Origin of the sequence: Streptomyces sp. NPDC059037 (genome assembly GCF_042740015.1) — a bacterium.
Classification (GTDB): Bacteria; Actinomycetota; Actinomycetes; order Streptomycetales; family Streptomycetaceae; genus Streptomyces.
Genome location: NZ_JBHYIG010000239.1, coordinates 1 through 15,424, shown reverse-complemented (window position 1 = coordinate 15,424; position 15,424 = coordinate 1). Strand labels below are relative to the sequence as shown.

The window sequence follows — 15,424 nt, the reverse complement described above, 5'->3', positions numbered from 1 at the left end:
CCGGAACCCATCGGTTCCGGTCACCCCGGCGGCACGTTTCTGCTGAGCTTTTCCCTTGCGGGATCAGACGTCGTCGTGGGCGACGGCGCGACGCGCGTCGGCGTCCAGGACGCCCCAGCTGATCAGCTGCTCGGTGAGGACCGAGGGCGACTGGTCGTAGATGACGGCGAGGGTGCGCAGGTCGTCCTGGCGGATCGAGAGCACCTTGCCGTTGTAGTCACCACGCTGCGACTGGATCGTGGCCGCGTACCGCTGGAGGGGGCCCGCCTTCTCGGCCGGCACGTGCGCGAGGCGCTCCAGGTCGAGGACGAGCTTGGGCGGCGGCTCGGCGGCACCGCCCGGAGCGGTGCCGGGCAGCAGCTCCTGGACCGGGACTCCGTAGAAGTCCGCCAGCTCGGCGAGGCGCTGTACGGTCACGGCGCGGTCGCCGCGCTCGTACGAGCCGACCACTACCGCCTTCCAGCGACCCTGGGACTTCTCCTCGACGCCGTGGAGGGAAAGGCCCTGCTGGGTGCGGATGGCGCGGAGCTTGGCCCCGAGCTGTTTGGCGTATTCGCTGGACATAAAGCTCCCCGGACGCTGGGACAACGTGCGGCTCCGCCGCGCTGCTGGTAACTCACTGTGAGGTTACGCAGCGTTACTTGGCTGCGTCAAGCCGAATGGTCCGTACCGCCCCTTCCGAGGGGGGTCGTGACCGGCGGTGTTGCCACTGCTGGTACCGTTGATGGCGCAAATCCGACGTCCTTTAAGGTCCGTCCCGTGAGGCGGAGAAGGAGGTCCGTTTCATATGGACACGCACGACACGAACGAACCCGATGTCGCCCGGCCCGTGCTCGAAGGCCCGGACATCGCACGGGTGTTGACCCGTATCGCCCACGAGATCGTCGAGCGCGCCAAGGGCGCGGACGATGTGGTGCTGCTAGGCATTCCCACCCGCGGCGTCTTCCTCGCCCGGCGCCTCGCCGAGAAGCTCGAAGAGATCACCGGACGGAAGATCCCGGTTGGCTCACTCGACATCACCATGTACCGCGACGATCTGCGCATGCATCCGCCGCGCGCACTCGCCCGCACCGAGATCCCCGGTGACGGCATCGACGGCCGCCTCGTCGTCCTCGTCGACGACGTGCTCTTCTCCGGTCGCACCATCCGCGCCGCCCTCGACGGTCTGAACGACATCGGGCGCCCGCGCGCGGTGCAGCTCGCCGTCCTCGTCGACCGCGGTCACCGCGAACTCCCGATCCGCGCCGACTACGTCGGCAAGAACCTCCCCACGTCGCTGCGGGAGACGGTCAAGGTGCAGCTCGCCGAGGAGGACGGCCGAGACGCCGTACTGCTCGGTGCCAAGCCCGCCTCCGCGTAAGACCGGCTTCCCCACGGGCCCCGGGGCACACCCCTGCGCGCCCGCGTGCCCGCACACCTCCCCATCACGGAGTACACCCAGATGATGCGACACCTCATCTCGGCCGCCGACCTCACCCGCGACGACGCCGTTCTCATCCTCGACACCGCCGAGGAGATGGCCCGGGTCGCCGACCGGCCGATCAAGAAGCTGCCCGCGCTGCGCGGCCGTACGATCTGCAACCTCTTCTTCGAGGACTCGACCCGGACCCGGATCTCCTTCGAAGCCGCCGAGAAGCGCCTCTCCGCGGACGTCATCAACTTCGCCGCCAAGGGATCCAGCGTCTCCAAGGGCGAATCCCTGAAGGACACCGCCCAGACCCTGGAGGCGATGGGCGTCGACGCCGTCGTCATCCGGCACGGCGCGTCCGGCGCCCCCTATCGGCTCGCCACCTCCGGCTGGATCGACGCCCCCGTGATCAACGCGGGCGACGGCACCCACCAGCACCCCACGCAGGCCCTGCTCGACGCCTTCACCATGCGGCGCCGCCTCGTCGGCAAGGACGAGGGCCTTGGCCAGGACCTCGGCGGCAAGCGCGTCACGCTCGTCGGCGACGTCCTGCACAGCCGCGTCGCGCGCTCCAACGTCGACCTGCTGCACACCCTCGGCGCCGAGGTCACCCTGGTCGCCCCGCCCACGCTCGTGCCGGTCGGCGTCGACACCTGGCCCTGCGACGTGTCGTACGACCTGGACCGGGTGCTCCCGAAGTCCGACGCCGTGATGATGCTGCGGGTGCAGCGCGAGCGCATGAACGCCGCGTTCTTCCCCACCGAGCGCGAGTACTCGCGCCGCTACGGCCTCGACGGCGAGCGCATGGCGAAGATGCCCGAGCACGCCATCGTGATGCACCCCGGCCCGATGGTCCGCGGCATGGAGATCACCGCCGAGGTCGCCGACTCCGACCGCTGCACGGTCATCGAGCAGGTCGCCAACGGCGTCCACACCCGGATGGCCGTTCTCTACCTGCTCCTGGGCGGGAATGAACCCGCCGTCACCCACACCCGCCCGCCCGTCTCCCACCACCACCCTTCTGACGAGCGCTTCGCGCACCCCCGCTCTACCGGTTCCGAGGAGAAGTAAGACCATGAGCAAGACCCTGATCCGTGGTGCGAAGGTCCTTGGCGGCGAGCCCCAGGACGTCCTGATCGACGGCGAGACCATCATCGAGATCGGCACCGGCATCGACGCGGGCGACGCCACCGTCGTCGAGGCCGAGGGCAAGATCCTGCTGCCCGGCCTCGTCGACCTGCACACCCACCTGCGCGAGCCCGGCCGCGAGGACTCCGAGACCGTCCTCACCGGTACGCGCGCGGCCGCCTCCGGTGGCTACACCGCCGTGTTCGCCATGGCCAACACCTTCCCGGTCGCCGACACCGCCGGCGTCGTCGAGCAGGTCTACCGCCTCGGCAAGGAGTCCGGCTACGCGGACGTGCAGCCGATCGGCGCCGTCACCGTGGGCCTTGAGGGCAAGAAGCTCGCCGAGCTCGGCGCCATGCACGAGTCCGCCGCCGGAGTCACCGTCTTCTCCGACGACGGCAAGTGCGTCGACGACGCCGTGATCATGCGCCGCGCCCTGGAGTACGTGAAGGCCTTCAACGGCGTCGTCGCCCAGCACGCGCAGGAGCCCCGCCTCACCGAGGGCGCCCAGATGAACGAGGGCGTCGTCTCCGCGGAGCTCGGCCTCGGCGGCTGGCCCGCCGTCGCCGAGGAGTCGATCATCGCGCGTGACGTGCTGCTCGCCGAGCACGTCGGCTCGCGGGTGCACATCTGCCACCTGTCGACCGCCGGATCCGTCGAGATCGTCCGCTGGGCGAAGTCGCGCGGCATCGACGTCACCGCCGAGGTCACGCCGCACCACCTGCTCCTCACCGACGAGCTCGTCCGCTCGTACAACCCCGTCTACAAGGTCAACCCGCCGCTGCGCACCGAGCGCGACGTGATGGCGCTGCGCGAGGCGCTCGCCGACGGCACCATCGACATCGTCGCCACCGACCACGCCCCGCACCCGCACGAGGACAAGGACTGCGAGTGGGCCGCGGCCGCCATGGGCATGGTGGGCCTGGAGACCGCGCTCTCCGTCGTCCAGCAGACGATGGTCGAGACCGGCCTGCTCACCTGGGCCGCGGTCGCCGACCGGATGTCCGTCAAGCCCGCCGAGATCGGCGGGGCGTCGGGCCACGGCCGTCCCGTCTCGGAGGGTGAGCCCGCGAACCTCACGCTCGTCGATCCGGCATACCGTGGGGTCGTGGACCCCGCGGGCTTCGCCTCGCGCAGCGGCAACACCCCCTACGAGGGCCGTGAGCTGCCGGGCCGCGTGACGCACACGTGGCTGCGGGGCCGCGCCACGCTCGTCGACGGGAAGCTCGCGTGACATCTCTTCTGGAACTGGCCGCCGGGAAGGAATCGGCGGACGTGACCGACTGGGCCGCCCGCGCCGGCTGGGTCGTCGGACTCCTTCTCTTCATCGCGCTCGTCTACTGGCTGATGCGCGAGGGCTGGAAGTGGCGCGGCACGCTCCAGAGCGACCTGCCGCCGCTTCCCGTGGTGCCGGATGACGCGGGCCCGGCGAGACTTGAGCTCAGCGGCCGCTACCACGGCTCGACCTCGGCAGGGCAGTGGCTCGACCGCATCGTGGCGCACGGTCTCGGCACCCGCAGCCGCGTGGAGCTGACGCTCACGGACGCGGGCCTCGATGTCGTACGCCCCGGGGCCGCCGACTTCTTCGTCCCGGTGGCCCAGCTGCGCGAGGCCCGCCTCGACAAGGGCATCGCCGGCAAGGTCCTGGCCGAGGGCGGACTGCTGATCGTCACGTGGGAGCACGGCGAGAAGCTGATCGACTCCGGCTTCCGCTCGGACACCGCGGCCGAGCAGGCCGAGTGGGTCGAGGCCATCAACAACATGATCAACACCAAGAGCACGAACAGCACTACGGAAGGCACCGCACGATGACGACCTCCACCAGGGGAGCCAGCAAGGTTCCCGCCGTACTCGTCCTGGAGGACGGCCGCATCTTCCGCGGCCGCGCCTACGGGGCCGTGGGGGAGACCTTCGGCGAAGCGGTGTTCTCCACCGGCATGACCGGCTACCAGGAGACGCTGACCGACCCCTCGTACCACCGCCAGGTCGTCGTCATGACGGCCCCGCACGTCGGCAACACCGGCGTCAACGACGAGGACCCCGAGTCGAAGCGGATCTGGGTCGCCGGATACGTCGTGCGTGACCCCGCGCGCGTGTCCTCCAACTGGCGCTCCCAGCGCACCCTCGACGAGGAACTCGTCGACCAGGGCGTCGTGGGCATCAGCGGCATCGACACGCGTGCGCTCACCCGCCACCTGCGCGAGCGCGGCGCGATGCGCGTCGGCATCTTCTCCGGCAACGCGCTTCCGGACGCGGGCGTCATGCTCGCCGAGGTCCGCCAGCAGCCCGAGATGAAGGGCTCGAACCTCGCCGCGGAGGTCGCCACCAAGGAGACGTACGTCGTCCCCGCGATCGGCGAGAAGCGCTTCACGGTCGCCGCCGTCGACCTCGGCATCAAGGGCATGACCCCGCACCGCATGGCCGAGCGCGGCATCGAGGTGCACGTCCTGCCCGCGACCGCGACCGCCGATGACATCTACGCGGTCGAGCCCGACGGCGTGTTCTTCTCCAACGGTCCCGGCGACCCGGCGACCGCGGACGGCCCCGTTGCCGTCATGCGAGCCGTCCTGGAGCGCAAGACGCCGCTGTTCGGCATCTGCTTCGGCAACCAGATCCTCGGCCGCGCCCTGGGCTTTGGCACGTACAAGCTGAAGTACGGCCACCGCGGCATCAACCAGCCGGTGCAGGACCGCACCACCGGCAAGGTCGAGGTCACCGCGCACAACCACGGCTTCGCCGTGGACGCGCCGCTCGACAAGGCCTCCGACACCCCTTACGGACGCGCCGAGGTCTCCCACGTGTGCCTCAACGACCAGGTGGTGGAGGGGCTCCAGCTCCTCGACCAGCCCGCGTTCAGCGTCCAGTACCACCCCGAAGCGGCTGCGGGACCGCACGACGCCGCGTACCTCTTCGACCGCTTCGTATCCCTGATGGAGGGCCAGCGTGCCTAAGCGCACCGATATCCAGTCCGTCCTGGTCATCGGCTCCGGCCCGATCGTCATCGGCCAGGCAGCGGAGTTCGACTACTCCGGCACCCAGGCCTGCCGCGTGCTCAAGGCCGAGGGCCTGCGCGTCATCCTGGTCAACTCCAACCCGGCGACGATCATGACCGACCCGGAGATCGCCGACGCCACGTACGTCGAGCCGATCACCCCCGAGTTCGTCGAGAAGATCATCGCCAAGGAGCGCCCCGACGCGCTGCTTCCGACGCTGGGCGGCCAGACGGCCCTCAACACGGCGATCTCGATGCACGAGCAGGGTGTGCTCGAGAAGTACGGCGTCGAGCTCATCGGCGCCAACGTCGAGGCGATCAACAAGGGCGAGGACCGCGACCTCTTCAAGGGCGTCGTCGAAGAGGTCCACAAGAAGATCGGGCACGGCGAGTCCGCCCGCTCGTACATCTGCCACTCCATGGACGACGTCCTCAAGGGCGTCGACGAGCTCGGCGGCTACCCCGTGGTCGTCCGCCCCTCCTTCACCATGGGCGGCGCCGGCTCCGGCTTCGCGCACGACGAGGAGGAGCTGCGCCGCATCGCCGGACAGGGACTCACGCTCTCGCCGACCACCGAGGTGCTCCTGGAGGAGTCCATCCTCGGCTGGAAGGAGTACGAGCTGGAGCTGATGCGCGACAAGCACGACAACGTGGTGGTCGTCTGCTCCATCGAGAACTTCGACCCGATGGGCGTGCACACCGGCGACTCGATCACGGTCGCGCCCGCGATGACGCTGACCGACCGCGAGTACCAGATCCTGCGTGACGTCGGCATCGCGATCATCCGCGAGGTCGGCGTCGACACCGGCGGCTGCAACATCCAGTTCGCGATCGACCCGAAGGACGGCCGGGTCATCGTCATCGAGATGAACCCGCGCGTCTCGCGGTCCTCCGCGCTCGCGTCGAAGGCCACCGGCTTCCCGATCGCGAAGATCGCCGCGAAGCTGGCCGTCGGCTACACGCTGGACGAGATCCCGAACGACATCACCGAGAAGACCCCGGCCTCCTTCGAGCCGACCCTCGACTACGTCGTGGTCAAGGCGCCGCGTTTCGCCTTCGAGAAGTTCCCTTCGGCGGACTCGACCCTGACGACCACCATGAAGTCGGTCGGCGAGGCCATGGCGATCGGCCGCAACTTCACCGAGGCGCTGCAGAAGGCGCTGCGCTCGCTGGAGAAGAAGGGCTCGCAGTTCACCTTCGTGGGCGAGCCCGGCGACAAGGCGGAGCTCCTGGCGGAGGCCGTGCGGCCGACCGACGGGCGCATCAACTCCGTCATGCAGGCCATCCGCGCCGGCGCCACCCCGGAGGAGGTCTTCGACGCCACGAAGATCGACCCGTGGTTCGTCGACCAGCTCTTCCTGATCAAGGAGATCGCGGACGAGCTGACCGCCGCCGAGCGCCTGGACGCCGACCTCCTCGCCGAGGCCAAGCGGCACGGCTTCTCCGACGCGCAGATCGCCGAGATCCGTGGCCTGCGCGAGGACGTCGTGCGCGAGGTGCGGCACGCCCTCGGTGTCCGCCCGGTCTACAAGACGGTCGACACCTGCGCCGCCGAGTTCGCCGCGAAGACGCCGTACTTCTACTCCTCGTACGACGAGGAGAACGAGGTCGCCAAGCGCGACAAGCCCGCGGTCATCATCCTGGGCTCGGGCCCCAACCGCATCGGCCAGGGCATCGAGTTCGACTACTCCTGCGTCCACGCCTCCTTCGCGCTGAGCGACGCGGGCTACGAGACCGTGATGGTCAACTGCAACCCCGAGACCGTCTCCACGGACTACGACACCTCCGATCGGCTGTACTTCGAGCCGCTCACGCTCGAGGACGTCCTGGAGATCGTCAACGCCGAGGCACAGGCAGGGCCGATCGCGGGCGTCATCGTCCAGCTCGGCGGCCAGACCCCGCTGGGTCTTTCGCAGGCCCTGAAGGACAACGGCGTGCCGGTCGTGGGCACCTCGCCCGAGGCCATCCACGCCGCCGAGGACCGCGGCGCCTTCGGCCGCGTGCTCGCCGAGGCCGGCCTGCCCGCGCCCAAGCACGGCACCGCCACCACCTTCGCCGAGGCCAAGGCCATCGCCGACGAGATCGGCTACCCCGTCCTCGTACGCCCGTCGTACGTGCTCGGCGGCCGCGGCATGGAGATCGTGTACGACGAGGCCCGCCTCTCCTCGTACATCGAGGAGTCGACCGAGATCAGCCCCTCGCGGCCGGTCCTGGTCGACCGCTTCCTGGACGACGCGATCGAGATCGACGTGGACGCGCTCTACGACGGCACCGAGCTCTACCTCGGCGGCGTCATGGAGCACATCGAGGAGGCCGGCATCCACTCCGGCGACTCGGCGTGCGCGCTGCCCCCGATCACCCTCGGCGGCTTCGACATCAAGCGCCTTCGCGCCTCCACGGAGGGCATCGCCAAGGGCGTCGGCGTGCGCGGGCTGATCAACATCCAGTTCGCGATGGCCGGCGACATTCTGTACGTCCTCGAAGCCAACCCGCGTGCCTCGCGCACCGTCCCCTTCACCTCGAAGGCGACCGCGGTGCCGCTGGCCAAGGCCGCCGCGCGCATCTCGCTCGGCGCGACCATCGCCGAGCTGCGCGCCGAGGGCATGCTGCCCGCGACCGGCGACGGCGGCACGCTGCCGATGGACGCGCCGATCTCGGTGAAGGAAGCCGTCATGCCGTGGAGCCGCTTCCGCGACATCCACGGGCGTGGCGTCGACACGGTCCTCGGCCCGGAGATGCGCTCCACCGGTGAAGTCATGGGCATCGACTCGGTGTTCGGCACCGCGTACGCCAAGTCGCAGGCGGGCGCCTACGGTCCGCTGCCGACCAAGGGCCGTGCCTTCATCTCCGTCGCCAACCGCGACAAGCGCTCGATGATCTTCCCGGCGCGCGAACTGGTCGCGCACGGCTTCGAGTTGCTCGCCACGTCCGGCACGGCCGAGGTGCTCAAGCGCAACGGCATCAACGCCACCGTCGTGCGCAAGCAGTCCGAGGGCGAGGGCCCGAACGGCGAGAAGACGATCGTCCAGCTGATCCACGACGGCGGCGTCGACCTCATCGTCAACACCCCGTACGGCACCGGCGGCCGCCTCGACGGCTACGACATCCGTACGGCCGCCGTGTCCCGCTCCGTGCCGTGCCTGACGACGGTCCAGGCGCTCGCCGCCGCCGTCCAGGGCATCGACGCGCTCAACCACGGGGACGTGGGCGTCCGTTCACTCCAGGAACACGCGGAGCATCTGACCGCGGCCCGCGACTAGCAGCCCACTAGGGGGACACCGATCCGGTGTCCCCCTTCTGGTGAGGACACCTCCATGTACAAATTCTTCTTCAACCTCGTCTTCAAGCGCATGGACCCGGAGCAGGCCCACTACATGGCCTTCCGCTGGATCCGGCTCGCGGCCCGCATCCCCGTGCTGCGCACCTTCGTCGCGGCCGTCCTCGCGCCGCGCCACAAGGAGCTGCGCACCGAGGCCTTCGGGCTGCGGATGCACGGTCCCTTCGGGCTCGCGGCGGGCTTCGACAAGAACGCCGTCGCGATCGACGGCATGTCGATGCTGGGCTTCGACCACATCGAGATCGGCACGGTCACGGGCGAGCCGCAGCCGGGCAACCCCAAGAAGCGTCTTTTCCGCCTCGTCGCGGACCGGGCGCTGATCAACCGCATGGGCTTCAACAACGAAGGCTCGGCGGCCGTGGCCGAGCGTCTGGGCGCCCGGAAGGCCGTCTTCAAGACGGTCGTGGGCGTGAACATCGGCAAGACCAAGGTCGTGCCCGAGGAGGAGGCCGCCGCCGACTACGTGAAGTCGACCGAGCGGCTCGCCGCCCACGCCGACTACCTCGTGGTCAACGTGTCGTCCCCGAACACCCCCGGCCTGCGCAACCTCCAGGCCACGGAGTCGCTGCGCCCGCTCCTGACCGCCGTACGCGAGGCGGCCGACCGCAGTGTCACCGGGCGGCGCGTGCCGCTCCTCGTGAAGATCGCCCCCGACCTGGCGGACGAGGACATCGACGCGGTGGCGGACCTGGCCGTCGAGCTCGGCCTGGACGGCATCATCGCCACGAACACGACCATCGCCCGCGAAGGACTCGGTTTGCAATCCGAACCTTCGCTCTACGGAGAGACCGGCGGACTCTCCGGGGCTCCGCTCAAGGAGCGCTCCCTCGAAGTCCTGCGCCGCCTCTACGCGCGCGTGGGCGACCGCATCACGCTCGTGGGCGTCGGCGGCATCGAGAACGCCGAGGACGCCTGGCAGCGGATCCTCGCCGGCGCCACCCTGGTCCAGGGCTACAGCGCGTTCATCTACGAAGGGCCCTTCTGGGGCCGCGCGATCCACAAGGGCCTCGCCGCGCGCCTCGGGGCGAGCCCGTACGCCACCCTCGCCGACGCCGTCGGCGCCGACGTGAGGAAGTCCGAATGACCAGCATGAGCGCCCTTGAACCCTTCGGTACGCGCCTGCGCCGGGCCATGGACGAGCGCGGCCCGCTCTGCGTCGGCATCGACCCGCACGCGTCCCTGCTGTCCGCCTGGGGTCTGAACGACGACATCGCGGGCCTGGAGCGGTTCACGGGGACGGTCGTCGAGGCCCTCGCCGGGACCGTCGCCGTCTTCAAGCCGCAGAGCGCGTTCTTCGAGCGCTTCGGGTCGCGCGGCATCGCCGTACTGGAGAAGGCGGTCCAGGAGCTGCGCGCGGCCGGTGCCCTGGTGGTCATGGACGCCAAGCGCGGTGACATCGGCTCGACCATGGCCGCGTACGCCGAGACCTTCCTGCACAAGGACTCGCCGCTGTTCAGCGACGCCCTCACGGTCTCGCCCTACCTGGGCTACGGCTCGCTGAAGCCGGCCGTCGACCTCGCACGTGAGAACGGCACGGGCCTCTTCGTGCTCGCCCTCACCTCGAACCCCGAGGGCGCCGAGGTGCAGCACGCGGTGCGCGAGGACGGCCGCACGGTCGGCGCGACGATGCTGGGGCACCTGGCCGCCGACAACGCCGGCGCGGAGCCCCTGGGGTCCTTCGGCGCCGTCGTCGGGGCGACCCTGGGGGACCTGTCCTCCTACGACCTCAAGATCAACGGCCCGCTGCTCGCCCCCGGGATCGGGGCTCAGGGGGCCACGCCCGCGGATCTGCCGGGTGTCTTCGGGGCGTCCGTACGCAATGTCGTGCCGAGCGTCAGCCGGGGGGTCCTGCGGCACGGTCCGGACGTGGCGGGGCTGCGTGACGCGGCCGCCCGTTTCGCGGACGAGATCCGTGCGGCGGTCGCCTCTGCCTGAGATCGCTCTCTCCGCCCCGTTCCGGACTTCCGGAGCCGGGGCGGAGCTGTTTTTACGCCCTCGGAGGACGCTTGGGGACGGGCGCATGTGTTTCGTAGATGGCTCACCAGGCCAAATCCGGGGCGAAATGCCTGATATGTACGGCTCGACAGAGGCTGACCAGGACTTTTCGTCTGTTCTCGCTGACTCTGGCGGCCATGGCCGCTAGTCTCCGACGAGAGCGAACGGGCAAGCGCGTTGCACGTTGCTCACCAGGTGTGGGGCGACTAGGTTCCTCACCGGTCCGTATCCGACAGTTCGACATCCGAGGTGACGTAGGCGTGGCTCTTCCGCCCCTTACCCCTGAACAGCGCGCAGCCGCGCTCGAAAAGGCCGCCGCGGCTCGCCGGGAGCGGGCCGAGGTCAAGAATCGACTCAAGCACTCCGGCGCCTCGCTTCACGAGGTCATCAAGCAGGGTCAGGAGAACGATGTCATCGGCAAGATGAAGGTCTCCGCCCTCCTGGAGTCACTGCCCGGCGTGGGCAAGGTCCGCGCCAAGCAGATCATGGAGCGTCTTGGCATCTCCGAGAGTCGCCGCGTGCGCGGTCTCGGCTCGAATCAGATCGCATCACTGGAGCGTGAGTTCGGCGGCAGTGCCGCTGGCTGATGTTCTCAGGCACTCCTGAGAACCTGGATAATCGCTGCATGGCTGCAACATCCCGGGGGACGACCCCCGTGCCCCCGGACGTACGTCCGCGGCTGACCGTGCTCTCCGGCCCCTCCGGGGTCGGCAAGAGCACGGTCGTCGCTCATATGCGCAAGGAACACCCCGAGGTCTGGCTCTCGGTCTCGGCCACGACCCGCAAGCCGCGGCCCGGCGAAAAGCACGGCGTCCAGTATTTCTTCGTCTCCGACGAGGAAATGGACAAGCTGATCGCCAATGGCGAGCTGCTCGAATGGGCCGAGTTCGCGGGAAACCGCTATGGCACACCGCGGGCCGCGGTGATCGAGCGCCTGGAGGCGGGCGAGCCCGTTCTCCTGGAAATCGATCTGCAGGGCGCGCGCCTGGTGCGCGAGTCGATGCCCGAGGCGCAGCTGGTCTTCCTCGCCCCGCCGAGCTGGGACGAGCTGGTCCGCCGGCTCACCGGCCGCGGCACCGAGGCGCCCGAGGTCATCGAGCGCAGGCTCGAGGCCGCGAAGACCGAACTCGCCGCCGAGGAAGAGTTCGATACGACCCTGGTCAATACCTCCGTCGAGGACGTGGCCCGTGAGCTGCTAGCCTTGATGAAAGTTGTTTGATCTTCACCACGGTTCGACCATCATGGCCGACCACAGTTTGATCTTCATTTCCCCATCGGAAGGCAGAGCGTGTCCTCTTCCATCACCGCGCCCGAGGGCATCATCAACCCGCCGATTGATGAGCTGCTCGAAGCTACCGACTCGAAGTACAGCCTCGTGATCTACGCCGCCAAGCGCGCGCGCCAGATCAACGCGTACTACTCGCAGCTCGGTGAGGGCCTGCTGGAGTACGTCGGCCCCCTGGTGGACACGCACGTCCACGAGAAGCCGCTCTCGATCGCGCTCCGCGAGATCAACGCGGGTCTGCTGACGTCCGAGGCCATCGAGGGCCCGGCTCAGTAGGCATCAGTTTTCTCTGAGCATTTCTTTGGCCACAGGCCCGGCAGCGCGGCTGTCGGGCCTGTGGTGTGTCATGGAGTCGTACGTCTCCGAGTGTGGGGATCCGAGTGCGGGGAGGCACCGTGGGCAAGCCCAAGGTCGTTCTGGGGGTCAGTGGCGGGATCGCCGCGTACAAGGCCTGTGAGCTGCTGCGGCGGCTGACCGAGTCGGGCCACGACGTACGCGTCGTGCCGACGGATTCGGCGCTGCACTTCGTGGGGGCCGCGACCTGGTCGGCGCTGTCCGGCAACCCGGTCTCGACCGAGGTATGGGACTCCGTCCACGAGGTGCCGCACGTCCGGATCGGTCAGGCGGCCGACATCGTCATCGTCGCCCCGGCGACCGCCGACATCATGGCGAAGGCGGCCCACGGCCTCGCCGACGACCTCCTGACGAACACGCTCCTGACCGCCCGCTGTCCGGTGATCTTCGCACCCGCGATGCACACGGAAATGTGGGAGCACCCCGCCACCCAGGAGAACGTCGCCACGCTCCGCCGCCGCGGCGCCCTCGTCATCGAGCCCGCCGTCGGCCGCCTCACCGGCGTGGACACGGGCAAGGGCCGCTTCCCCGAGCCCGCCGAGCTCTTCGAGGTCGTACGCCGTGTCCTCGCACGCGGCGACCTGGCCCGCGACCTCACGGGCCGGCACGTGGTGGTCAGCGCCGGCGGGACGCGCGAGCCGCTCGACCCGGTCCGCTTCCTCGGCAACCGCTCCTCCGGCAAGCAGGGCTACGCGCTCGCGCGCAGCGCGGCCGCCCGGGGAGCCAGGGTCACGCTGCTCTCGGCGAACGCCGCGCTGCCGGACCCGGCGGGCGTGGACGTCGTGCCCGTCGGCACGGCCGTCCAGCTCCGCGAAGCGGTCCTCAAGGCCGCGGCGGACGCCGACGCGGTGGTGATGGCCGCCGCCGTGGCCGACTTCCGGCCCGAGACGTATGCGACCGGGAAGATCAAGAAGAAGGACGGGCAGGAGCCGGCCCCGATCGCCCTGGTCCGCAACCCCGACATCCTGGCCGAGATCGCGGGTGACCGCCCGCGGCCCGGCCAGGTCGTCGTCGGCTTCGCCGCCGAGACCGACGACGTCCTCGCCAACGGCCGCGCCAAGCTGGCGCGCAAGGGCTGCGATCTGCTGGTCGTCAACGAGGTCGGCGAACGCAAGACGTTCGGCTCCGAGGAGAACGAGGCGGTCGTGCTCGGCGCGGACGGCAGTGAGACGCCGGTGCCGTACGGCCCGAAGGAAGCGCTGGCGGACACCGTCTGGGATCTGGTGGCGGAACGCCTGACGAAGTAGTCGCTGAACGTTCAGTGAGGGCAGTGATCGTTGAACGTCTGGTGAAGTCGGGGCGTAACCTCGAGAAGGCAGTAGAGGATCGGCCTTCCGACGTAAGGGGCGCAAACCCCGAGGTCGGATGTCACATTCGCCCCACTGGGCGCGTCAAACCCGGGAAATTCGGGCGCGAGGCCCTCTGGTGGAGACCGATCGTCGTACCGCACAATGCAGTGCCGCAGGTCACAGCGCTCCCAAGTGGCGAGACACGTGGTCCGGCGGTCCAGTACGACCGATAAACTGGTCTCGGACGACGTCGAGCGCAGCTCTCGGCCCGTCCACCAATGATCAGCCAGCAGCCGCTGCAACCACAGGGAGCGATGTGTCCCGCCGTCTCTTCACCTCGGAGTCTGTGACCGAGGGTCACCCCGACAAGATCGCTGACCAGATCAGCGACACCATTCTCGACGCGCTTCTGCGGGAGGACCCGAAGTCCCGGGTCGCCGTGGAGACGCTGATCACCACCGGCCTCGTGCACGTCGCCGGCGAGGTGACCACCAAGGCCTACGCGCCGATCGCCCAGCTCGTGCGCGAGAAGATCCTCGAGATCGGTTACGACTCCTCGAAGAAGGGCTTCGACGGCGCCTCCTGTGGCGTCTCGGTGTCCATCGGTTCGCAGTCCCCCGACATCGCGCAGGGCGTCGACACGGCGTACGAGAAGCGCGTCGAGGGCGACGAGGACGAGCTCGACAAGCAGGGCGCGGGCGACCAGGGCCTGATGTTCGGCTACGCGTGCGACGAGACGCCGGAGCTGATGCCGCTCCCGATCCACCTCGCGCACCGTCTGTCGCGCCGCCTGTCCGAGGTCCGCAAGAACGGCACGATCCCTTACCTCCGCCCGGACGGCAAGACCCAGGTCACCATCGAGTACGACGGCGACAAGGCGGTCCGCCTGGACACGGTGGTCGTCTCGTCCCAGCACGCCTCGGACATCGACCTGGACTCCCTCCTGGCGCCCGACATCCGCGAGTTCGTGGTCGAGCCCGAGCTGAAGGCCCTCCTCGAGGACGGCATCAAGCTGGAGACCGAGGGCTACCGCCTCCTGGTCAACCCGACAGGACGCTTCGAGATCGGCGGCCCGATGGGCGACGCCGGCCTCACCGGCCGCAAGATCATCATCGACACGTACGGCGGCATGGCCCGCCACGGCGGCGGCGCCTTCTCCGGCAAGGACCCGTCGAAGGTGGACCGTTCGGCGGCGTACGCGATGCGCTGGGTCGCCAAGAACGTCGTCGCGGCCGGCCTCGCGGCCCGCTGCGAGGTCCAGGTCGCCTACGCGATCGGCAAGGCCGAGCCGGTGGGCCTGTTCGTGGAGACCTTCGGCACGGCCACGGTCGACACCGACAAGATCGAGGCCGCCATCTCCGAGGTCTTCGACCTCCGCCCGGCCGCGATCATCCGCGACCTGGACCTGCTCCGCCCGATCTACTCCCAGACCGCGGCGTACGGCCACTTCGGCCGTGCGATCCCCGACTTCACGTGGGAGCGGACGGACCGGGTCGAGGCGTTGCGGAAGGCTGCGGGGCTGTAAGACTCGCGCTTCAGGCTCTGGGCCCCGGGGGAGAGTAGCGGGTACCGCGCCGTTGAGTAGGGGGGGCCCCCCGGGGGGGGCGGGGTCTAGAAAAAACAAAAAAGAGAAGCG

At 69.4% G+C, this 15,424-nt stretch carries 14 protein-coding genes; 13 read left to right on the top strand and 1 reads right to left on the bottom strand.

The genetic code is table 11. From position 1 onward, the window contains the following. Positions 1-63 precede the first annotated feature (63 nt). Complete coding sequence (gene bldD / locus ACFWY6_RS34790) at positions 64-564, bottom strand: transcriptional regulator BldD (RefSeq protein WP_135330908.1); 501 nt, start codon at positions 562-564, stop codon at positions 64-66. Positions 565-787: 223 nt separating this feature from the next. Between bldD and pyrR the strand changes: the two genes are divergently transcribed. The 13 genes from pyrR to metK all read left to right on the top strand — a co-directional run bounded on the left by pyrR (position 788) and on the right by metK (position 15,313). Continuing rightward, positions 788-1,360 (top strand): bifunctional pyr operon transcriptional regulator/uracil phosphoribosyltransferase PyrR, encoded by a 573-nt coding sequence (pyrR, locus tag ACFWY6_RS34785; RefSeq protein WP_266869017.1) that lies wholly within the window; start codon positions 788-790, stop codon positions 1,358-1,360. 81 nt (positions 1,361-1,441) lie between these two features. Further along, on the top strand, positions 1,442-2,479 hold the full coding sequence (locus ACFWY6_RS34780) for an aspartate carbamoyltransferase catalytic subunit (protein ID WP_384699171.1): 1,038 nt from the start codon (positions 1,442-1,444) through the stop codon (positions 2,477-2,479). Positions 2,480-2,483: 4 nt separating this feature from the next. Continuing rightward, the gene (locus ACFWY6_RS34775) at positions 2,484-3,770 is read left to right on the top strand and encodes a dihydroorotase (RefSeq protein WP_384699168.1); all 1,287 of its coding nucleotides are present in this window, start codon (positions 2,484-2,486) and stop codon (positions 3,768-3,770) included. Beyond that, positions 3,767-4,348, top strand: a complete 582-nt coding sequence (locus ACFWY6_RS34770) for a hypothetical protein (RefSeq protein WP_384699166.1) — start codon at positions 3,767-3,769, stop codon at positions 4,346-4,348. Before ACFWY6_RS34775 ends, ACFWY6_RS34770 begins: the two co-directional genes overlap by 4 nt. After that, complete coding sequence (gene carA / locus ACFWY6_RS34765) at positions 4,345-5,487, top strand: glutamine-hydrolyzing carbamoyl-phosphate synthase small subunit (RefSeq protein ID WP_384699163.1); 1,143 nt, start codon at positions 4,345-4,347, stop codon at positions 5,485-5,487. Before ACFWY6_RS34770 ends, carA begins: the two co-directional genes overlap by 4 nt. Next, a complete protein-coding gene (gene carB, locus ACFWY6_RS34760) occupies positions 5,480-8,788 on the top strand; it encodes a carbamoyl-phosphate synthase large subunit (RefSeq protein WP_384699160.1) in 3,309 nt (1,102 codons plus the stop codon). The genes carA and carB overlap by 8 nt, the downstream gene beginning before the upstream one ends. A gap of 54 nt (positions 8,789-8,842) precedes the next feature. Beyond that, on the top strand, positions 8,843-9,949 hold the full coding sequence (locus tag ACFWY6_RS34755) for a quinone-dependent dihydroorotate dehydrogenase (protein ID WP_384699157.1): 1,107 nt from the start codon (positions 8,843-8,845) through the stop codon (positions 9,947-9,949). 5 nt (positions 9,950-9,954) lie between these two features. Next, positions 9,955-10,800, top strand: a complete 846-nt coding sequence (pyrF, locus tag ACFWY6_RS34750) for an orotidine-5'-phosphate decarboxylase (RefSeq protein ID WP_384699176.1) — start codon at positions 9,955-9,957, stop codon at positions 10,798-10,800. Positions 10,801-11,120: 320 nt separating this feature from the next. After that, positions 11,121-11,447: an integration host factor gene (locus ACFWY6_RS34745; protein ID WP_055698939.1), complete on the top strand. Its 327-nt coding sequence runs from the start codon at positions 11,121-11,123 to the stop codon at positions 11,445-11,447. A 38-nt stretch (positions 11,448-11,485) separates the two neighbouring features. After that, a complete protein-coding gene (gene gmk, locus ACFWY6_RS34740; protein WP_360771851.1) occupies positions 11,486-12,079 on the top strand; it encodes a guanylate kinase in 594 nt (197 codons plus the stop codon). Positions 12,080-12,148: 69 nt separating this feature from the next. After that, a complete protein-coding gene (rpoZ, locus tag ACFWY6_RS34735) occupies positions 12,149-12,421 on the top strand; it encodes a DNA-directed RNA polymerase subunit omega (RefSeq protein ID WP_005319902.1) in 273 nt (90 codons plus the stop codon). 119 nt (positions 12,422-12,540) lie between these two features. Then, entirely contained in the window at positions 12,541-13,746 is a 1,206-nt protein-coding gene (gene coaBC, locus ACFWY6_RS34730) for a bifunctional phosphopantothenoylcysteine decarboxylase/phosphopantothenate--cysteine ligase CoaBC (RefSeq protein WP_384699153.1), read from the top strand. 358 nt (positions 13,747-14,104) lie between these two features. Continuing rightward, on the top strand, positions 14,105-15,313 hold the full coding sequence (gene metK / locus ACFWY6_RS34725) for a methionine adenosyltransferase (protein WP_365492652.1): 1,209 nt from the start codon (positions 14,105-14,107) through the stop codon (positions 15,311-15,313). Positions 15,314-15,424 lie beyond the last annotated feature (111 nt).

Coding starts and splice junctions, on each gene's coding strand:
- bldD (WP_135330908.1), bottom strand. CDS start 564: ATGTCCAGCGAATACGCCAAACAGCTCGGGGCCAAGCTCCGCGCCATC.
- pyrR (WP_266869017.1), top strand. CDS start 788: ATGGACACGCACGACACGAACGAACCCGATGTCGCCCGGCCCGTGCTC.
- ACFWY6_RS34780 (WP_384699171.1), top strand. CDS start 1,442: ATGATGCGACACCTCATCTCGGCCGCCGACCTCACCCGCGACGACGCC.
- ACFWY6_RS34775 (WP_384699168.1), top strand. CDS start 2,484: ATGAGCAAGACCCTGATCCGTGGTGCGAAGGTCCTTGGCGGCGAGCCC.
- carA (WP_384699163.1), top strand. CDS start 4,345: ATGACGACCTCCACCAGGGGAGCCAGCAAGGTTCCCGCCGTACTCGTC.
- ACFWY6_RS34755 (WP_384699157.1), top strand. CDS start 8,843: ATGTACAAATTCTTCTTCAACCTCGTCTTCAAGCGCATGGACCCGGAG.
- pyrF (WP_384699176.1), top strand. CDS start 9,955: ATGAGCGCCCTTGAACCCTTCGGTACGCGCCTGCGCCGGGCCATGGAC.
- gmk (WP_360771851.1), top strand. CDS start 11,486: ATGGCTGCAACATCCCGGGGGACGACCCCCGTGCCCCCGGACGTACGT.